This window comes from Chlamydia sp. 16-02 (genome assembly GCF_042235055.1).
Taxonomy (GTDB): domain Bacteria; phylum Chlamydiota; class Chlamydiia; order Chlamydiales; family Chlamydiaceae; genus Chlamydia.
Window position 1 is genome coordinate 1,194,676 of record NZ_CP114172.1, and the last position, 18,286, is coordinate 1,212,961.

Sequence of the window (18,286 nt, forward strand, 5' to 3'; positions counted from 1 at the left end):
TTTGTTTCTTTTAGTTTTGTTTATTCGTCACCTAAGTTCTATGGATTTCGTTAGAGATGTTCGCTTTCTTGGGAAAAGTTTGTCTCTGGTTTAACTTCTTTATAAGAGTAGCGAAGCTGAGGATCTATCATCGCCTGTATGAGATCTGATAGTAGTGAGGCTAACATAAAGAACGCCCCATAAAATACAGATAATCCTAGAGTCACTGGATAGTCGCGTTGTTTAATACTACAGACAAACCATTTCCCTAAACCTGGAATACAGAAGATATTTTCTATGGCGAATGTTCCTGTCATGACCGTAGTTACAAGAAATGCGGCATAGGAAATAGTAGGAAATACCGCGTAGGGGAGAATATGTCTAAGTACAACTTTTATTGGTGATAACCCTTTAGCATAGGCAAGTAGTACGTAATCTTTATTTAAGACTGAAGATACCGAAGAAAAAGTTAGTTGAGTTATGAATGCCATAGGTGTGATTGCTAAAGCTAGAGATGGCAAAATTGTATGAGAAAAATTCCCCCAACAGGCTATGGGGAAAATAGGTATTTTCACTGCAAAAATATATTGTAGCATAGTTGCCAGGACAAATGCAGGAATAGAAATTTGTAAGATAGAGGAGAGCAGGATATAGCGTCCTTGTTTTTTCTTTCTTAATGCTGCTAGGGTTCCTAACGAGATTCCTCCAGAGATAGAAAGAATAAGGCTTTCAAGTCCGAGTATAGCTGATGCGGGAAATGCTGTAGAGATAATACTTGTTACGCTGCGGTCCTTGTAAACAAGAGAATTCCCGAAATCTAAAGTTACTAAAGATTTTAAATAATGAATGTATTGTTGGTACAGGGGTTTATTTAATCCATAGCGCGACTTAAGAATTTGCAAAGTTTCTTGCGACAAAGTATTGCTACTTTCATCATTAAATGGGTCGCCGGGAATAGTTTTCATTACAAGGAAAGTTAAGGTTAGGATGATCCATAAAGAAAGCAAGTTAAATATTAGGCGCTTCTTTATATAACGGAACATTATCTACACCCTTAATGTCTTTGATAAGTTGGCAAGGATTCCTGATTTAGAATCTTGACCAAACTAAAATATTATATCTCTGATTTATCGTAGCTTCAATATAAAATAATTCATTGATTCGTGTGGAGAGTCGCTTTTAAGGCATTTTTTTTCAAGTTAAGTCAATATTTTGTTTGACTTAGGTTAAAGTCTGGAGAAGTTTTTAGAGGCTTTAAACAGTGAATATTATTTTGAAAGTTCTGTTTCCTTCAAATCAATATGCCCCAATAATGAGGTATAGGAATTTTGAATTTTAGGATTGGCTGCATAAGTGTATTCGAAATGATATAGAGGAATAATAGGGAGCTCGTCTTCAATAAGTTCTTCAGCTAGAATTTGATCTAGAGAATTTTCTCCTGGAGAAAGAAGGGAGTCGAGAATATGGTTATATTTTTCGTTTTCCCATTTTGTTAGAGATTTTGTAGGTTCATCACTTTTAAAGTTTCCAAGAATTGCCAAAAAGGATGTAGGCCTTGGATAATCTGCCACCCATCGTCCTGTAGCTAGAGTAAAATCTCCACGTCGTCTTTTATCTAAAAAACAATGATATTCCATGCCTTGGATTGTAATATGGATCCCTAAGACATTTTTGATTTGTTGTTGTATTTTTTGAACAACGGCATTTAAACAAGCGGACTCTAAAGGATAGATAATAGATAATTCTGAGATATATTTTTGAGATAGCTCTTTTTGTGCTTCTTTAAAACATTCCCGAGCATATTCCTGGCGTGCTTCTTGCGATAGATAAGACCGTTTGGAGATTTTTGATAATTCTGGGGGTAAAAAATGCTCAGCAACCTTCCCATGGCTAATAAACTGTAGCAAAGTTGTTTTATCAATAGCAAAAGCTAGAGCTTTTCTCAGCGCTATATTATTTATAGGGCTATTTTTTAAATTGCATATTAGTGCTGTTGTTCCAAGTACTGGATAATTATGAAGCTTATCCTTAGGAATATGATGCTGATCTTCCTTAGAAATAGGAGAACTCCATGGAGAGCCTACCCAATCAATAAGATTTTTTTGTAGAAGTTGCATTGCTGTATGTGTATCAGGAACAATCTGAAATATAATGGTATCAAGATGAACCGAACATTTATCGTGATATAACGGATTCTTTTTAATAATTAATTGGTTTTGTGGTTGGTAATCTTGAATGACAAAAGGTCCATTAGAGATATTAGGAAGTTTCATTCCTCCGGAGGAATAAAAATTTCTTAAGGATTTGTGTACTGGAAAGAAAATAGGATAAGCAAGAAGTTCTAAGAAGTGGGGGACAGGCTTTTCTAGAGTGATTTCTAATTTTGATTTATCTAATGCTCGAATACCTAAAGTATCAATAGGTAGTTTCTTACTTATTACTTCTTGGGAATTTTTAATCACCCGAGGAAGGAAATTAGAAGATAAGGTGACTTCAAGTTTATGAATTTGTTTGATTGATTCTTCAAAATCGTAAGCTGTTACAGGGTCCCCATTACTCCATAAGGCATCTTTAAGGTAAAAAGTATAGACAGTCTGATCATCAGATATTGTATAGCATTTTGTTAAAGCAAGTTCGGGGTTCCCTGGACGTTCTCTTACAAGACCTTCATAAAGTGCTTGAGCTATTGAAATGTCTTTACTTAAGCAAGCACTTCTCGGATCTAGAGACATGGGATCATGGCTAATCGCTATTTTTAAAGAATTTTGATTTTTAGAAATATTTGCGTGACAACTTGTGCATAACGGAAAAGTTCCTAAAAAAAGGAGGGCTGATAGAGTAAGTGTTAGAAGCTTATGCAGTTTTCTTGTCATATGGTTAAGAAGCATTTCGCATGCTTATTCGAAGTTTTTGATCCCGGTTTCATTTTACTCAATTATGTAATTAGAGTCGCTGAATCAATGGGTTCATTAGACATTTTAAAGCTATATGTTTGATTTGTACACTTTTTCATTTCTAAGAAATATTTTGATGTAATTTACATTACATGGCGGGGAGAAGCTCCACTTCTTTAAGGTCTACATGTCCTAAAGGAGAAGCGTAGAGATTATTTACTCGTGGTTGTGTAATATAAATATAGTTAAAGTGGTATAGGGGAAATACGGGAATATCTTCTTCAATAAGTTTTTCTGCTAATATTTGATCTTCTCTTGTAAATGCTTGGGTATGGTATTTGCCTAAGATCTCATCAAATTGTTTATTATTCCATTTCCCTAATTGATGACTTGTTTCTTTGTTTTCTGGATTTCCAAGTATTGTGAGGAAATTTCTAGCATTGAGGTATTCTGCAATCCATCCCCCCATGGATAAATAAAAATCGCCTTTACTTCTTTTTTCTAAGAAGCAGAAGTATTCGATACCTTGAATAGGTATATGAATACCGAGAACATTTTTGAATTGTTGTTGAAGTTCTTGAACTATAAGAGAAAAAATTCCAGATTCTTGAGGATAAATAAGGGAAAGTTCGGAGATTTCTTTTTCTGATAGAGTAGTTTTTGCTTCTTGGAAGTATTCCTGGGCTTTTTTCTCTCGTTGCTCTTTTTTAAGCACGTCTCGATCATGAATTTCAGATAGTTCTGGTGGTAGAAAGGAATTGGCAATTCTTGCTGAATTGAGTAGAGGGATTAGAGATTCTTTATCAATGGAATAGGCGAGAGCTTTTCTTAAGGCTTTATTTTGCAGCACAGGCATGTCTAGATTATAGATAAGTATAGAAGTTGAGCATACGGGATATATATGTTTTATCTCCGTGGGAGTATTATTTAACATCTCTTGAGGGATTTTAGATATCCAAGGATTTCCAAGAATATCAAGGAGATTATTTTTGAAGAATTTGGCTGCTGTATGCGAATCGGACATGACTTTAAAGATTAGAGTATCGATTTTCACCTTATCAATATCATAATAGTGAGTGTTTTTTCGCATTATCAGATGTTTTTGTGGTTGAAACTCATCTAATGTAAAAGGTCCATTAGAGATATAGACAGGCTTGATTTTTGGATTTTTATAATATTCCCTAAGAGATCTGTGGACAGGGAAAAATAACGGATGGGAAACAATCTCTATAAAATTTGATGAGGGATGCTCCAAAGTGATTTCTAGTGTATTCGAATCTAGGGCTTTAATTCCTAGTTGTTCTATGGGCAATTGCTCTTCCATAATCGCTTTGGAGTTTTTGATAATATAGAGAAGGTTGTGATAGGATATGGGAAGATTTTTTGTATGAATTTGTTTGATTGATTTTTCAAAATCGTAAGCTGTTACAGGATCTCCATTACTCCATTTTGTATTTTTCAGATTAAATGTATACACAGTGCCTTCATGAGACACTTTATAATCTTTAGCTATTCCCAAGATCACAAGATCATTGGAAATGCGTTCTCGAGTTAAACCTTCATAAAGAGCTTTCGCTAATGAGATATCTTTTTTTAAATAGGTACATCTAGGATCCAATGAAAGGGGGTCATATGCTATGCCGATTCTTAAGCACTTCGCCGTATCTTGGGGAGCTTGTTCATGACAGCTAATTAGAAACACACTAACAAGAGATAGGAAATAAATAGCATAGTATTTTCTGAATCTATTCGTCATGAGGTTGTCCTGAAGTTGAATAGTAGATTAAGGTTAGATTACTGATTAAAAAAATAATTTCCAATCTTGGATCTATAAAACCAAGATTTTTATTTCTCCTTCATCCTATTAACAAGTTTTAAGGCAAACGTGCGTATTTAAGATCAACGGCTCCAGAGGCGTTGTGAAGGATTTTTTCTATTGGAGATAGTGTAATATAATCATAGCTCATGTGGTAGATAGGAACGATTTCCAAATTTTTCATAAGCCTTTCAGCTTGAGGAAGGAGTGAGGCGTTGGGATAGTAAGCTACTCCTGTTGCTGTAGCGATTGTAAAATCACACATCTGTCTTTTGCTTAGGAAAACATGGTACTCTAACCCCTCCAAAAATAGATCAAGACCTACAGATTTGCATTGTTCTTTAAGAATTTCTGCAATGCGTTGGCATCTTAAAATGTTTGAAGGATATGTCAGGGTCAGCTTTTCTGTAGGAGTAATGAGTTTTTGTTTTTTATATTGATAGTAGGGAGCAGTATTTCTTGATAATGTATAGGCTGGCTCTTGGTTTCCTTGCAGAGCATAATCGATAATTTCTTCTCTATTAATAGCTGCTGCTAATCTATAGCGGTTATGGATTTGAGATAGGACAGGATCTTTTGTGTTGAGTATAAGCCAGAAAGCTCCCTCTACAGGATAACTAGTATAGTGGTAGGGTGTAGTTTCTTTTAGTTCTTTAGTTAGTCCTTGATGCCAGGGTTGTCCTAACCAATGAATTTTACCTCGATTTAGTAAAAGTGCCCCAGTATATAAGTCTGGAATAACTAGTAGACTAACACAGGATATATTGACTTTCTCTCTATCATAATAGTGCGGATTTTTTTCTAATAACAGGCAGTGACCAGGATTATGAGTTATTAAGTGAAAAGGTCCACTGGATATATTTAAATCTTCAGGATTAAAAACAGAAAATGCTGGAAATGCTAATAATTGTAATAGCTTAGGATTTGGGGAGTCTAGGGTTAAAGTGATACTGGATGGTGAACAGATTTTAAAATTAATTCCCTCAAAAGCTTGATGATGAGGAGAAAATGTTTTTGCGTGCTCCCAGGCTCTAGCAATATCCTGAGATCTAATTGGAGTACCATTACTCCATAACGCATCATGTTTTATGAAAAATGTATAGGTTTTCTCGTCAGCTGATACTGTATAATGGCTTGCTAGCGCAAATTCCACATGATCGTTTTTATAAGGATTCTCTCTTGTGAGCCCTTCAAAAATGAGTTTTGAGATAGAAAGATCTAAGGCGCGTTTTGCTTGTTCTGGAGACAAAGATGCGGGATCATCATGAATGGCAATTGTGAGAGTTTTTGACGATCTCAAAGCTGTTGGAAAACAGCCTCCTAAAATTGAAGACGCGAAGACAACAGCAAACAGCCACCATGTGTACATCATATAAAAGGCAAACATCCTTATTGTATTTTTTTAAAGAAGAGACACAATAATTTATCAGGTCGTGTCAGATTGGCAACTTTGAAAATCTTTTAGATTATAGGTGGGACTGAGATTTTCAAAGCTAGGAGGTTAAGATTTTTTAGTTTTTTGTTCAAAGTAATTTATTCATTATCCAATTGAAATAATTTATATACATAAGCTGTTTAATTAATTATCTAAATAGATTTTAATTCTTAATTCTTAAGGAATTATCAATATGATCAATGAGTGCTGTAGTGAGGGGATGGTTAGGAGGATATTTGAGGTGAACTTTCTAAAAAACTTGTGAGGATCAGAGTCGCGGCAATACTATCAGCTTTCCCTTTTCTTTGTTTCCTATTTAATCCGCAATCACCTTTTAGCATACGCTCTGCTTGTGCTGATGAAAGTCTTTCATCCCAAAGGATAACTTCAACAGAGCAAGATTCATGAATTAAAGAAGAAAGTTTGATGATTTCTTCTTGTAGAACAGATTTTTGACCTTTTTGCATAGGAATAGGATTCCCTAAAATTACGCAAGAGACATTGCGTTCTTGAATAACTTTAGCGAGAATTTTTGCTGTTGCTTCTAGTGTTTTTCCTGCTTCTATAAATCCTATAGGCAAGCTGATGAGTAAAGGAGAGGCTGCATAAGCAAGGCCTATACGCCTCTGTCCATAGTCTATGCCCAGGAAGATTTTTGTTGTTTGAGGATTAGACATAGCTTTTATTCCTGGAATATAGAATTGCTGCCTGAATAAAACCTACAAATAGTGGATGAGGAGCTATCAATTTCGACAGAAATTCTGGATGGAATTGCACGCCGACCATCCATGGATGATCTTCAATTTCTACGATTTCACAAAGTCCTTGTTGTGGACATATACCTACAATATTCAGACCGCAGTTTTTTAATTGCTGCACATAGTTAAAATTCAATTCGTAACGATGGCGATGACGTTCCATAATTTCTGATTTTCCGTACGCCTCGTATACCTTGGTCCCTGGAGATAATGTGCAAGGATAAGCTCCAAGGCGCATTGTCCCCCCTGTAGCGACTAGCGATGCTTGTCCATCCATCATACAGATAATAGGATCAGGTGTATCTTTATCCATTTCTGTCGAATTTGCTTTTTCTAAGTGCATAACATTGCGAGCATATTCCACAACAAGAACTTGCATACCTAGGCAAATACCAAAGTAAGGAATTCCTCTTTCTCTGCAGAGCTTAGCTGCTTTAATTTTTCCTTCCCATCCACGAGCTCCAAAACCTCCAGGAACTAGGCAACCATCACATTGTTCTAAGGTTTCGAGGAAATAAGGGTCATCAGAATCTAAAGGAAGAATTTCCACAGAATAATTTAAGCTTAATGCAGCGTGGGTAATTGATTCGAAAACAGATTTATAGGCGTCTTTATGTTGTACATATTTACCCACTAAACCTATGCGCACTTTATTTGGAAGGGGATTACGTAGACGCTCTATTAAGATTTTCCAATCATTTAGATCTTCTTGTTTTGTGAATAACCCTAATTTTTCTGTAATAAATGTAGAGATCTTTTCCTGAGAGAGCATCAGGGGCATTTCATAGATTGAATGTTCAACATCTATAACGTTAAAAACTGCGTTATTAGGCACGTTACAAAACAGACTAATTTTCTTTTTTACTTCGCTACTTAGGGGAGTCTCGGATCTACAGAGAATAGCGTCTGGAATAATTCCAATACCTCGCAAACTTTGAACAGAATGTTGGGTAGGTTTTGTTTTAACCTCTCCAGCAGCTCTCAAATAAGGGACATAGGTCATATGAATGCTGAAACAACTATCAGCATGCTCATAGCGGAATTGTCGAATAGCTTCAAGAAAGGGTAGGGATTCTATATCACCAACGGTACCACCGATTTCTACGATTAATACGTCAGGCTGATTTTCCTTAGCACACTCTAGGATTACTTCAATGATTTCATTAGTAATATGAGGGATAACTTGAACAGTGCTTCCTAGATAGAACCCTTCGCGTTCTCTTTTAATCACGCGAGCGTAGATTTGTCCTGAGGTCGCTGTAGAATATTTAGATAAGTTTACTGAAGAAAATCGATGATAGTGACCAAGATCTAGATCCGTCTCTATGCCGTCGTTGGTAACATAGACCTCACCGTGTTCGTAAGGATTCATTGTTCCCGGATCAACGTTAAGATAAGGATCCAGTTTTAACATGGCAACTTTAAGGTTTTGACGCTCCAATAATAGAGCCAAAGAGGCAGCGGTTAATCCTTTGCCTAAGGAAGAGACAACCCCTCCTGTTAAAAAGATGCACTTGAATGGCATGTTAAGTATTTTTCCACCTTATTTATATCTTCTGGATAATCAACTGAGGGGCTCTTAGCTTCCACTACACATACGTGAATAGACCCACCGTGTTCGAGTATACGTAGTTGCTCAAGATCTTCAGCTTGGCTTAGCGGTGTAGGGGAAGATGCAATATAATTGAATAGGGCATTCCTTCTAAATGCATATACGCCAATATGAAGATAAATCGGTGTCTCTTTCTTTAAGATGTGTGGAATAGGGCTTCTGCTGAAATATAAAGCCTTTCCATTTTTATCGAAAACACATTTCACTTTTTGATTTGTTAAGATCTCGTGTGAATCCGTAGTTTTAGCAACTGGAGTAACCATTTGAATCTCAGGGAACTCTTCGAGTTTTCTGACAAGAGCGTCAACAACGGTATGCTGCAAACACGGCTCATCTCCTTGGATATTCACTATAATCTCAGCTTCAGGGAAATAACGCGCTACTGTTTCTGCTGTACGTTCTGTTCCATTAGCACATTCTGGACTTGTCATTACGCAATGACCACCAAATTCTAAGACATGATCCATAATGCGTTGATCATCAGTAGCTACAACCACCATATCTAGTGTTGTGCTTTGATTAATGTTCTCATAAGTTCTTTGTATTAAAGACTTTCCGAGGATGTTTGCTAGGGGCTTCCCAGTAAATCTGACGCTACCCCACCGTGCTGGCAAAACTCCAACCTTCTTACTAGCAAATACTTGCTCTTCCATATGCGCTATAACTCTTAATTTCTAAGATTTTTTAACAAGCAGGATTATCATTATGGATTTTATAAAACACAAGGTTTTTTGATGATTTTGATTTTTTGTGTTTTGTTTATAATAAAAAGTCGAGGAAGTTATATTATTAAATTAATAAACGTATTTTATTTTTATTATGCTTTCAAAATTAAGTAAGTTCATATTAACCGTATTAATGTCTCTTCAAGCCTTATGCCCAGCTTCATTAGTTGCCGGGGAATCGAAGACTGGTTTCCTCTCTAAGATGAAGAACTGGTTCTCTAATCAAGAGATCAAAGACCGAGATGTCTCCATTTCTCAAATTAAAGATAGTCTCAAGTGGAAACGATACGACTATACGAAAAATTGTGGATTTTCTGCAGAGTTTCCAGGAGATCCAGATCATTCTGGTCAGATCATAGAAATACCTCAATCTGAACTTACCATACGCTATGATACATACGTTACAGAAACACAATCAGACAATACTGTATATGTTGTGTCTGTATGGGAATATCCTGAGAAAGTTGATGTCAGTCGTCCAGAATTAAATCTTCAGGAAGGATTTTCAGGAATGCTACAGGCTCTACCAGAGTCTCAAGTCCTATTCATGCAGGCAAAAGAGGTACAAGGACATAAAGCTTTAGAATTTTGGATATCTTGTGAGGATATCTATTTTAGAGGGATGTTAGTTTCAGTAAACCATACTCTCTATCAAGTGTTCATGGTTTATAAAAATAAAGATGCTAAAGCTTTGGATAAAGAATACGAAACGTTCACGAAATCATTTAAGATTACCAAAGTGCGCGAAGCAAGAACTATAGATTTAAAAAAGAAAGTTAGACTTTGAAAAACGAGTATTTCTCTTTGTTATGAATAAAGATTCATAGAAGGTTTGCTCTTTCGAGTCTAGTTTTTCGCTACCTCTAGAGTCGAAAGGGCTATCTTCACTTTTAGCTTTTTCATTCTCTTTAACAATTCGTTTTTCTATAAGGAACCAAGATTCTATAGATGGAATTTTTATGGTTCTTCGCATTTTTTTTGCCTCAATTCTTTGTTGTCCTTTTATCTCTTTAAAAGCAGAACCTATTGATATTTTTAATGAAAAGAATGCTCCTTTATCTCGTATAGGAATCATTTTCGCCCTTCCTGAAATTTCTGAGTCTTCTGACGCAGAATGTCCTATACCGTGGTTTGCCAATAGCAAGAAAACTGTGGAAGGAAGAAGGACATATTATTCTGGAGACTATTTTGGAAAGTATCTGGTGATGTCTTCTTTCTGGCCTAATAAAGTTTCTGCAGCTATGATTAGTTGTAATATGATTCTAAAGCATCGTGTAGAGCTTATTTTAATTATTGGCACATGCTATTCACGTTCGGAAACTGGTCGTTTTGGAAATGTTTTAATTTCGAATGGTTATGTTAATTACGATTCCGACGTTCGTCCGTTTTTCAAAAGATTCGAAATACCAGATATCAATCAATGCATTTTCGCCACAAGCGAAGCCTATAGAGAAGCCGCAAAGAATGGAGGAAGACAGTTTATTGCTGCTCATAAAAAAGCTATAGAAGATTTATTAAAGATGCACGGTTACTTGAAACCTATGACGTCCACAGAACACGATCTTACTGAGGGTTTAATAGCTACTGGAGAGGCGTTTACAATGTCTAAGAATTATTTTCTTTCTCTTCAAAAAGTTCATTCCGACATTCAAGGTTTTGATAGTGCTGGAGGAGCTGTTTCTCAGGTGTGTTATGAGTTTGATGTTCCTTGTTTAGGGGTCAATATTCTTATTCCTCATCCTCTTGAGTCGTCAAGTAATACAAGCTGGCTACAACTTCAAAGTGAAACAAGTAAATTTTACATGGATTCTCTTTTAAAAAGTGTCCTCAAAGAAATTTGTTTAAGCCATTGATTCATTTTTTTCATAATTCTTTGGTTGAGGTTAAATCTCTTAGTCATTAAGATAACTTTTTGTTTTTCTATAGTAATAAGAGAAGAATAAACGGGGACTTAGCTTAGCTGGTAGAGCGTCTGATTTGCATTCAGAAGGTCAGGAGTTCGACTCTCCTAGTCTCCAAACTCGCGGTTATAGCTCAGTTGGTTAGAGCGCGACACTGATAATGTCGAGGTCCCAAGTTCAAGTCTTGGTAACCGCAAGCCGTCTTCCTCCCAAAAATCATGGTTTCTACATGTTAGAAGTCAAAGATCTTAGCTATTCTTATTCGAATAAGTTGATTTTTAAAAAAGCTTCTTTTACTGCGCATCCAGGAAAGATTTCTATTATTCTAGGCGTTTCTGGAATAGGGAAGACTACCCTATTTCGTTTAATTGCTAATTTCTTATCTCCTTCAGAAGGAGAAATCTTGTGGCTTGGCCAGCCTATTCAGCAAACAGATGTTGCTTATATGCAGCAAAAGCAAACTTTACTTCCGTGGAGAACCGTATTGAAAAATATTTATCTCGGTTCTGAATTGGGAGTAAAGAACAAACGTTTCTCTATATTTTCTGAGAAGTTGGCTGAAGTAGTAGAGAGCTTTAATATAGGTAATTTATTGGATTGTTATCCTGATGAATTATCTGAAGGACAAAAACAAAGAGTATCTTTAGCCTGTCAATGTTTATCTCCTAAACCAATATTACTTTTAGATGAGCCGTTTTCTTCTTTAGATATTACGACTAAGGAATTATTGTATAAATACATTCTCCGCCTGGCAAGAAAAGACTATAAAACTGTGGTGCTTGTTACTCATGATTTTCGTGATGTAGCCTTTCTTGGAGATACATTTTATGTACTTAAAAATCGTGGACTTGTTCCTGTATTCTTTAATGATTCAACGCGTTCTTCCGGTAATGTCCATATGCTTGTAGAGGATATCCGGGAGTGTCTTTTAACATGACGTTACCGCTTGCTAATTTACAATCTTCACAGTTAGACTATACCCTACTTTCCTCAAATGAAAAGCTCTCTCTCTATAGCGGTATTCATTCTCATCGTTGCAAAGGTTCACCTCTTGTAGTTGTCGCTACGATTGTTTTTGTTTGTTCTACAGTATTGTTATTGATAGGATCTCTTTTAGCTGGATATCCTTTAGAGGGATTTTCTTTTGCTTTAGATGTATTTCTTCCTTTCATTCTTCCTGGAATTCTTTCTTCAGTATTGATTTCCGTGCCTTTAATTATGTATGCCTTCCAGCATCATAAAGGAGCATTAAGTAAACACAAACAACTAGCAGAGAGTAATTATCTGCAAATTTTGAATTACTGTAATAGTCAAAGAGGCAAATTTACGAAAAAAGAGGTTGCGGCGTTTATTGAATCTCAAGTGCTACTTCCTGAATATCCTCAGAGATTTTCCTATGTTACCTTATTACAGACTATAAAGGTTATTCCTGATAAGGATTCTCCGCATACTTCTGTTCATGATGCTGTTATTGCTGAGGGCATAGATCGTGCTCGAGATGATATTTATGCAAGTGAGTATGACAAAGAAAAACGAGATCGTCTAGAAGCTGAAGAAGAAGAGGATCAAACTGCTGATGTGGAGCAAAGAGAAACCTTATCGGGAATTAGTTCGGTACTAACTTAGTGAAGGCTGTTTATTTTTTCTGTGTTATTTTTCCTACAGATAGAAAAATCAGAGCAATTCCTATTGCGATTGTTGGAATCAATATAGGAGAGTGTAGAGGAATATGGAAGAATACAGGAGAAAGTAGAATTGCTGCTGAGAAAATTACACATAACCATCTAAGATGGCGAAGACTGTTAGCGAAAGATAGGATGGCTAATACGATGATAAACCAGCAGCAAATATCGATATAATTTCTCAGTTTATCTGTAACAGCAAACTCATCACTTACTTTGATAAATCCTATCGCTATGCAAACAGCGACTAGAAGATTAATAGGAAAGGAAATCCCTTGGAAAGCTTGCTTACACGCTTTTATAAAAGGAAGAACAGTGCGTTCTTCCCAAAACAATGAATCTCTATAGTATTCTGATCCAAATAGTGATATGCGAATTAGCTCGCGTTTTTTCCCAACAAATTGTCCTAGATATGTGAATGTTGCTCTAAATTCATCATAAGCAAAAACAAAGGCTAGAGCGGGTTGTATTGTTAGAGATAAGCATATCCAACAATCTAAGGTCATCTGTTTTGATACAATAGGGATAAAGGTTAGGATAATAGCAGATAGTAAGGTGATTGCGGTGGCTAATACTATTTTTGGTCGTGTATGCCAACGACGTTCTCCTCCAGATAAAGACAGTACAACAAGTAGCGAATAAGCAGTCATCATTGCTGCATAGACAAGAAAATCACATTCAAAAGCAGTTCTAGAGATTCCTAATGCGGATGCTGTTAAAAAGCGTGACTGCAGCCAAGCTAATAAACTTAATATTAAGACAGCAGCTCTTCGTCCCCCCGAAGATGGATTATAAGTCATTCCTTCAGGAAGAGTGGGACCAACTTCCAAAGCTTCTGGTCGTGTAGGAGGAATACAAACAACCGCAAAGATAGCAAACCCTATGAGCGTATCATTGGCAAAAACAATAGAGGAACGTTCTGGGAAACAAGGGAAAAGAGTTACCCAAATACCTATGAATACACCAAACCAAAGTACAGAACGTCTATAAAAAGATATCAGAGCTAAAATGATTAACAGGCTTCCACAAACTCTATCGGAAAGGATGACACTTGGTGCTTGATAGTTCAAAGTATTTGGTGTGCATATAAGCAGTAGTCCTAAAAATGCAGGAAGAATACTTAATTTAAAAAATCGATAACGGAAGTGCTTATAAATATTTGCTAAGGTTTCTTTATCCATAAAAAGAAAAACATTGGGATCTTTCTTTCTAAATAGAATGAGAATAATAAAACTAAAAGGTTTTTTATCAAATTCATATCATTTCAATATATAAATGAAAGACAAAGAGAGGATGCTCTAGACTTTTTGTGTAAAAAAATAGTTTTAAATTTTTATTTTTTTATTCTATTTCTTAGTTTTGTGTGAGCCTTACAAGAGAAGAGAACGATCATTGAATAAAAAGATATTAGCCATAGTTACCAGTGCTTTTTTCATACTATGCTTTGGATTAATGATTTATAAAAAGCAGACGATATTGCCTCCTAAAGCTCATATCCCTACGAATGCTAAGCATTTTCCAACTCTTGGCAATCCTTATGCACCGATTAACATTACAGTGTTTGAAGAACCTTCGTGTTCCGCATGTGCGGAGTTCAGCACTGAGGTTTTCCCCCTATTAAAGAAAAACTACATTGATACCGGTGAGGTGTCATTTACGTTAATTCCTGTATGTTTTATTCGAGGATCGATGCCGGCTGCTCAAGCATTACTTTGTGTTTACCATCATGATCCACGTCAGCCTGATATAGAGGCTTATATTGAGTATTTTCATAGGTTACTTACTTATCCTAAGGAAGAGGGGAAACGTTGGGCAACTCCTGAAGTATTAACTAAGCTTACTGAGAATTTGAAAACGCATTCAGGTCGCAGTATCAATCCTAAGGGATTAATACAGTGTGTGGATTCTCAGCAATATGAAGAGCAAATTAAGAAGAACAATATTTATGGCTCTCAGGTTCTTGGGGGGCAGTTAGCAACACCAACAGCTGTAGTTGGAGACTATCTGATTGAGGATCCCACATTTGATGAGCTAGAACGTGTCATTCGACAAATCCGCCATTTACAGGCTACAGAGGAAAACGATGATTAGATTCATTCGTAATTATGCTTTATATTTTGCTTGGTTGATTTGTTGTACAGGGACAGTAATGAGTGTTTATTACAGTTATCTGTTAAACATAGAGCCCTGTGTTTTATGTTATTATCAAAGAATTTGCTTATTTCCTTTATCGATTATTTTGGGAATTGCTACATATCGTGAAGATAATACGATAAAGATTTACGCCTTACCTTTATCTATTATAGGCATGATAACTGCCGTTTATCAGATTTGTCTTCAGGAGATTTCTGGAATGACAATAGATATTTGTGGCAGAGTTTCTTGCTCAACAAAATTATTTATCTTTGGGTTCATTACGATTCCCATGGCATCAGCATTGGCATTTTGCGCTATTTCTTGCCTATTGATTTTATCGGGAAGTAAAAAAAGATAGATTTGAGTTTCCTGTGGACGCGAAGAAAAGTCTCTTCTCTTATATTTTGTAGTTTATAAGAGGGTAATACAGGAGAAGAGGTTCAGTTTTCTTATAGAATCATTAAAGGTGCTATCTAAAAGACTGTTAAGATTTTCTTTAAGAGTTTTCCTCTTCTGTAGTTGTAGTGGATAATTCTCTTAAAGAAGAGGTCATTGTATGCACTTGGTTGTGTATGCGACCTGTACCTAGAATGTTTTGAAATTGAGAAATACCTCTCATTATACCTTCTTCATCATCCTCATCAATATTCACGATATCGGATAATAACTGCGTTGTTGTATTTATCATCTGCTCCATTGCTTGAGGATCTATTGTTAGAGATACTGTAACTTTTTCTCCTTTAGAAGGATCTCCGTGAACAGTAGTAGAGAATAAATTTGCAGCTTGTTCTGGATTAAAGTTGGCTAAGTCCATTGCGTTTAAATCTGTAGATCTGAAATCTTCAATGTTTGTTGAATCTTGAGAAGATGTGGAGATAATTTCCAGATTTTGATAACGGCTGCAGCAGCAACATGGACCGATTTTTTCGCATAGCATTTTAATTGCTAGACGGATAATTTTTGCGATTAAAAGGATAATGCCCAAGCCTAGGGTTTCGATAACACCCGTTAGGGTATGTAAGAGTAACTGTATTTTACTTGTGGTATTATCTTTTGTAGACCAAACGCTATATAGCCTACCCAGACCCATGATTGTTCCTAAAATAGGAGTGGCTTTTTTTATTTCCAGCATATTTGCTTTGGAGAAAATGCCGTCTCTTGTTGAGATATTCCATTCTCTATTAATAGGTTGAACGCCTAAATATGTACGAACAAAACCGGAGCGTAATAAAGAACAAGAATTTCTTGTTCGAATTGAGAAGTTCCAATTATTTGGATATCTATCAATAAACATAACTATATTTTTCACTTTTAAATATTGAGTGCGAAGTAGTTTATGTATTATTTGAAATAGTTTCAATTATAAATATAAAAAGGTCTCACAAGTTATTAACAGATAATAATTTGGCGTTTTATTTTTTTCGAAATCTTTGTTTTTTAATGGTTTATTATCATAAAGATAGAGTGGGGAAAAGAGAGTAGAATTATAACCCCAAAGAAAATGTATCGATTAAGAATTCTCTCATGTTTTCTTCTGCTTCGGAGCCTCTTCTTATTCGAACACATGCGGGTACAATGGTTACAATAATGCGTACAAGAACGAAATAAAAAATTTTCATAATCAAAGTGATAATGCCCAATCCGCAGATTTCAATCAGTCCGACTACTGTATGAATGATTTTATCTTTTAGGCTATCATCTAAAGTATCTGTAGACCATACGCTATAGATTCTACTTACACCCATAACCGTTCCGATAATAGGAAGAGCGCGTAAAATTTGTATAAAAATTCCATCAGCATCTAAATCTTCAATATCATCAGAAATTAACCAATCAAATTTCCAATCTTTGAGACCGAATTGATCGCGAACAAACCCAAGTCTAAAAAGTGCGGGGTAGTTTTGTGCAGCATCATGAAATTCTGAATTATCTCTATAGGTATTTATGAACATAAAAAACATCCTGGTTAGTTTAAATTATGCTGTATAATAAAACATTTATTATCTGGGTATGATACAGGAGTTCTTGTCTCGAATAAGTGTTCAATTATCTTGTATTTATTTTTATTAAAATTTAGAGCGAAGCATTTTACTTATATTTGGTAATAATTGCAATTATAAATAAAATAAAATACGGAAGTTGTTTGTTATTAACAGCTTGCTTTATCATTTTTATTTAAAAAAATAATAATTTTAAGCAGTTAATTTTATGAAATAGAATCCATATTCTGTAAATTTGATTAGAGTCAACAATCAAATGTGAATACGCTAGTTAAAAAGTATCGAACTTTAAACCCTTGCTCCTCATCAAATATTAACTCTGTGATTTCCCCGGCTATTGTTACTACGATTAATTGAATACAGAAGTAAATAATTTTGATAATTGTAAAAATAGTTCCCAATCCATAAATCTCTAAAATTCCTATGATTGTGTGAAAACATCTATCTATGTATCTGTCTTCGATTTCAGATTCAGGACGAGCCTCTGTGGACAATGTACTATAGATTCTGCCTAGGCCCATTATAGTTCCTATTATAGGCAATCCTCTCAGAGCTTGTACCGTAAGGCTATCGCTGCTTAAAGAGGTAAGATCGCAAGAAATAAACCAGTCCTCTGACCAATTTTCAAGACCAGAACGATCTCGGACAAAACCTAATTTAAATAAGACTGGATGATTTTGTGTGGCATTTACAAAATCACCACTATTTTTAAATTAACATCTATCTATAGAATTTATTTTAATTTATTAAATTCTTAATATTTTACGTCTAAACTAGGGAGAATCTTTCTGAAGATGGGGAACCTGGGAGAAACATAGAGATCATTGTATATGTCAGGCATTCAAGAAATTCAAAGATATAGAAAATTATCGTTGTAATTATTTTCAAAATTAAAGCTACTATACCTAAGCCCAAAGCTTCTAGTACTCCTGAGAGCGTATGGAATAGGATATCTTTATATCGATCCGTAGGATCTCGTGTGGACCATAGGCTATAGAGTTTTCCAAAGCCAAGAATATTGCCTACTATAGGAATGCAGCGAGCAAGGAGTTCTTTGATTTCATCAGCGCTACTTATATTAATTTCCCAATCCAGAGTGTAGGGTAGCATCTGGGTTTCTGATCTAATGAAGCCTTCTTTAAATAACCAGCAGGCGTTTTGCTGATCAAAAAAAAACTCTGTATTATTTCTATACCTATAGATAAAACAATCCATATTTATGCTTGGAATATAATAGTTTTTATTAAGTGTAAGTCTGTTTATAATTAATATTTCATAAATAAGGTTTCTTATATAACTTTAGGGTCGTTTCTTATCTAAAACTCGAAAAAAATTATGCTTATTTTTA

At 35.4% G+C, this 18,286-nt stretch carries 18 protein-coding genes and 2 tRNA genes; 8 read left to right on the forward strand and 12 right to left on the reverse strand.

Annotation, left to right across the window (positions count from 1 at the left end):
* Positions 1-50: 50 nt before the first annotated feature.
* From O1W70_RS05180 to kdsB, 7 genes are all read right to left on the reverse strand, one after another.
* Positions 51-1,022 carry an ABC transporter permease gene (locus tag O1W70_RS05180; protein ID WP_332381485.1) on the reverse strand — a complete coding sequence of 324 codons (972 nt, stop codon included), beginning with the start codon at positions 1,020-1,022 and terminating at the stop codon, positions 51-53.
* 225 nt (positions 1,023-1,247) lie between these two features.
* The gene (locus O1W70_RS05185; protein WP_375797327.1) at positions 1,248-2,840 is read right to left on the reverse strand and encodes a peptide ABC transporter substrate-binding protein; all 1,593 of its coding nucleotides are present in this window, start codon (positions 2,838-2,840) and stop codon (positions 1,248-1,250) included.
* Between the two features lie 181 nt (positions 2,841-3,021).
* The gene (locus O1W70_RS05190; RefSeq protein WP_332381484.1) at positions 3,022-4,629 is read right to left on the reverse strand and encodes a peptide ABC transporter substrate-binding protein; all 1,608 of its coding nucleotides are present in this window, start codon (positions 4,627-4,629) and stop codon (positions 3,022-3,024) included.
* A gap of 118 nt (positions 4,630-4,747) precedes the next feature.
* The gene (locus O1W70_RS05195; RefSeq protein WP_332381483.1) at positions 4,748-6,061 is read right to left on the reverse strand and encodes an ABC transporter substrate-binding protein; all 1,314 of its coding nucleotides are present in this window, start codon (positions 6,059-6,061) and stop codon (positions 4,748-4,750) included.
* A gap of 287 nt (positions 6,062-6,348) precedes the next feature.
* Positions 6,349-6,801, reverse strand: a complete 453-nt coding sequence (gene ruvX / locus O1W70_RS05200; RefSeq protein ID WP_332381482.1) for a Holliday junction resolvase RuvX — start codon at positions 6,799-6,801, stop codon at positions 6,349-6,351.
* Positions 6,794-8,407, reverse strand: coding sequence for a CTP synthase (locus O1W70_RS05205; protein ID WP_332381481.1), 1,614 nt, complete (start codon positions 8,405-8,407; stop codon positions 6,794-6,796). Before O1W70_RS05205 ends, ruvX begins: the two co-directional genes overlap by 8 nt.
* On the reverse strand, positions 8,383-9,147 hold the full coding sequence (gene kdsB / locus O1W70_RS05210; protein WP_332381480.1) for a 3-deoxy-manno-octulosonate cytidylyltransferase: 765 nt from the start codon (positions 9,145-9,147) through the stop codon (positions 8,383-8,385). The genes O1W70_RS05205 and kdsB overlap by 25 nt, the downstream gene beginning before the upstream one ends.
* Positions 9,148-9,313: 166 nt before the next feature.
* On the opposite strand from kdsB, the gene O1W70_RS05215 reads away from it, so the two are divergent.
* The 6 genes from O1W70_RS05215 to O1W70_RS05240 all read left to right on the forward strand — a co-directional run bounded on the left by O1W70_RS05215 (position 9,314) and on the right by O1W70_RS05240 (position 12,746).
* A complete protein-coding gene (locus O1W70_RS05215; protein ID WP_332381479.1) occupies positions 9,314-10,006 on the forward strand; it encodes a hypothetical protein in 693 nt (230 codons plus the stop codon).
* Positions 10,007-10,178: 172 nt separating this feature from the next.
* Positions 10,179-11,072, forward strand: coding sequence for a 5'-methylthioadenosine nucleosidase (locus tag O1W70_RS05220; RefSeq protein ID WP_332381478.1), 894 nt, complete (start codon positions 10,179-10,181; stop codon positions 11,070-11,072).
* Between the two features lie 92 nt (positions 11,073-11,164).
* Positions 11,165-11,237 (forward strand) — tRNA-Ala (locus O1W70_RS05225).
* Positions 11,238-11,242: 5 nt separating this feature from the next.
* A tRNA-Ile gene (locus O1W70_RS05230) sits at positions 11,243-11,316 on the forward strand.
* Positions 11,317-11,349: 33 nt separating this feature from the next.
* Positions 11,350-12,057 carry an ABC transporter ATP-binding protein gene (locus O1W70_RS05235; protein ID WP_332381477.1) on the forward strand — a complete coding sequence of 236 codons (708 nt, stop codon included), beginning with the start codon at positions 11,350-11,352 and terminating at the stop codon, positions 12,055-12,057.
* The gene (locus O1W70_RS05240) at positions 12,042-12,746 is read left to right on the forward strand and encodes a hypothetical protein (protein WP_332381476.1); all 705 of its coding nucleotides are present in this window, start codon (positions 12,042-12,044) and stop codon (positions 12,744-12,746) included. The genes O1W70_RS05235 and O1W70_RS05240 overlap by 16 nt, the downstream gene beginning before the upstream one ends.
* 10 nt (positions 12,747-12,756) lie before the next feature.
* Here O1W70_RS05240 and O1W70_RS05245 read toward each other — a convergent pair whose 3' ends face one another.
* Positions 12,757-13,983 (reverse strand): hypothetical protein, encoded by a 1,227-nt coding sequence (locus O1W70_RS05245; RefSeq protein WP_332381475.1) that lies wholly within the window; start codon positions 13,981-13,983, stop codon positions 12,757-12,759.
* A gap of 271 nt (positions 13,984-14,254) precedes the next feature.
* Between O1W70_RS05245 and O1W70_RS05250 the strand changes: the two genes are divergently transcribed.
* Together O1W70_RS05250 and O1W70_RS05255 are read left to right on the forward strand one after the other, a co-directional pair.
* Positions 14,255-14,893 (forward strand): DsbA family protein, encoded by a 639-nt coding sequence (locus O1W70_RS05250; protein WP_332381678.1) that lies wholly within the window; start codon positions 14,255-14,257, stop codon positions 14,891-14,893.
* Entirely contained in the window at positions 14,886-15,296 is a 411-nt protein-coding gene (locus tag O1W70_RS05255; RefSeq protein WP_332381474.1) for a disulfide bond formation protein B, read from the forward strand. The genes O1W70_RS05250 and O1W70_RS05255 overlap by 8 nt, the downstream gene beginning before the upstream one ends.
* A 138-nt stretch (positions 15,297-15,434) precedes the next feature.
* On the opposite strand, the gene O1W70_RS05260 is transcribed toward O1W70_RS05255, so the two are convergent.
* The 4 genes from O1W70_RS05260 to O1W70_RS05275 form a co-directional block, all read right to left on the reverse strand.
* Entirely contained in the window at positions 15,435-16,232 is a 798-nt protein-coding gene (locus tag O1W70_RS05260; protein WP_213241051.1) for a hypothetical protein, read from the reverse strand.
* 190 nt (positions 16,233-16,422) lie between these two features.
* Positions 16,423-16,890, reverse strand: a complete 468-nt coding sequence (locus tag O1W70_RS05265; protein ID WP_213241049.1) for a hypothetical protein — start codon at positions 16,888-16,890, stop codon at positions 16,423-16,425.
* Positions 16,891-17,183: 293 nt separating this feature from the next.
* The gene (locus tag O1W70_RS05270; RefSeq protein WP_213241047.1) at positions 17,184-17,459 is read right to left on the reverse strand and encodes a hypothetical protein; all 276 of its coding nucleotides are present in this window, start codon (positions 17,457-17,459) and stop codon (positions 17,184-17,186) included.
* A 247-nt stretch (positions 17,460-17,706) separates the two neighbouring features.
* The gene (locus tag O1W70_RS05275) at positions 17,707-18,153 is read right to left on the reverse strand and encodes a hypothetical protein (protein WP_213241045.1); all 447 of its coding nucleotides are present in this window, start codon (positions 18,151-18,153) and stop codon (positions 17,707-17,709) included.
* Positions 18,154-18,286 lie beyond the last annotated feature (133 nt).

Coding starts and splice junctions, on each gene's coding strand:
- O1W70_RS05180 (WP_332381485.1), bottom strand. CDS start 1,022: ATGTTCCGTTATATAAAGAAGCGCCTAATATTTAACTTGCTTTCTTTA.
- O1W70_RS05190 (WP_332381484.1), bottom strand. CDS start 4,629: ATGACGAATAGATTCAGAAAATACTATGCTATTTATTTCCTATCTCTT.
- O1W70_RS05195 (WP_332381483.1), bottom strand. CDS start 6,061: ATGATGTACACATGGTGGCTGTTTGCTGTTGTCTTCGCGTCTTCAATT.
- ruvX (WP_332381482.1), bottom strand. CDS start 6,801: ATGTCTAATCCTCAAACAACAAAAATCTTCCTGGGCATAGACTATGGA.
- O1W70_RS05205 (WP_332381481.1), bottom strand. CDS start 8,407: ATGCCATTCAAGTGCATCTTTTTAACAGGAGGGGTTGTCTCTTCCTTA.
- kdsB (WP_332381480.1), bottom strand. CDS start 9,147: ATGGAAGAGCAAGTATTTGCTAGTAAGAAGGTTGGAGTTTTGCCAGCA.
- O1W70_RS05215 (WP_332381479.1), top strand. CDS start 9,314: ATGCTTTCAAAATTAAGTAAGTTCATATTAACCGTATTAATGTCTCTT.
- O1W70_RS05220 (WP_332381478.1), top strand. CDS start 10,179: ATGGTTCTTCGCATTTTTTTTGCCTCAATTCTTTGTTGTCCTTTTATC.
- O1W70_RS05235 (WP_332381477.1), top strand. CDS start 11,350: ATGTTAGAAGTCAAAGATCTTAGCTATTCTTATTCGAATAAGTTGATT.
- O1W70_RS05245 (WP_332381475.1), bottom strand. CDS start 13,983: ATGGATAAAGAAACCTTAGCAAATATTTATAAGCACTTCCGTTATCGA.
- O1W70_RS05250 (WP_332381678.1), top strand. CDS start 14,255: ATGATTTATAAAAAGCAGACGATATTGCCTCCTAAAGCTCATATCCCT.
- O1W70_RS05255 (WP_332381474.1), top strand. CDS start 14,886: ATGATTAGATTCATTCGTAATTATGCTTTATATTTTGCTTGGTTGATT.
- O1W70_RS05260 (WP_213241051.1), bottom strand. CDS start 16,232: ATGTTTATTGATAGATATCCAAATAATTGGAACTTCTCAATTCGAACA.
- O1W70_RS05265 (WP_213241049.1), bottom strand. CDS start 16,890: ATGTTCATAAATACCTATAGAGATAATTCAGAATTTCATGATGCTGCA.
- O1W70_RS05270 (WP_213241047.1), bottom strand. CDS start 17,459: ATGGGCCTAGGCAGAATCTATAGTACATTGTCCACAGAGGCTCGTCCT.
- O1W70_RS05275 (WP_213241045.1), bottom strand. CDS start 18,153: ATGGATTGTTTTATCTATAGGTATAGAAATAATACAGAGTTTTTTTTT.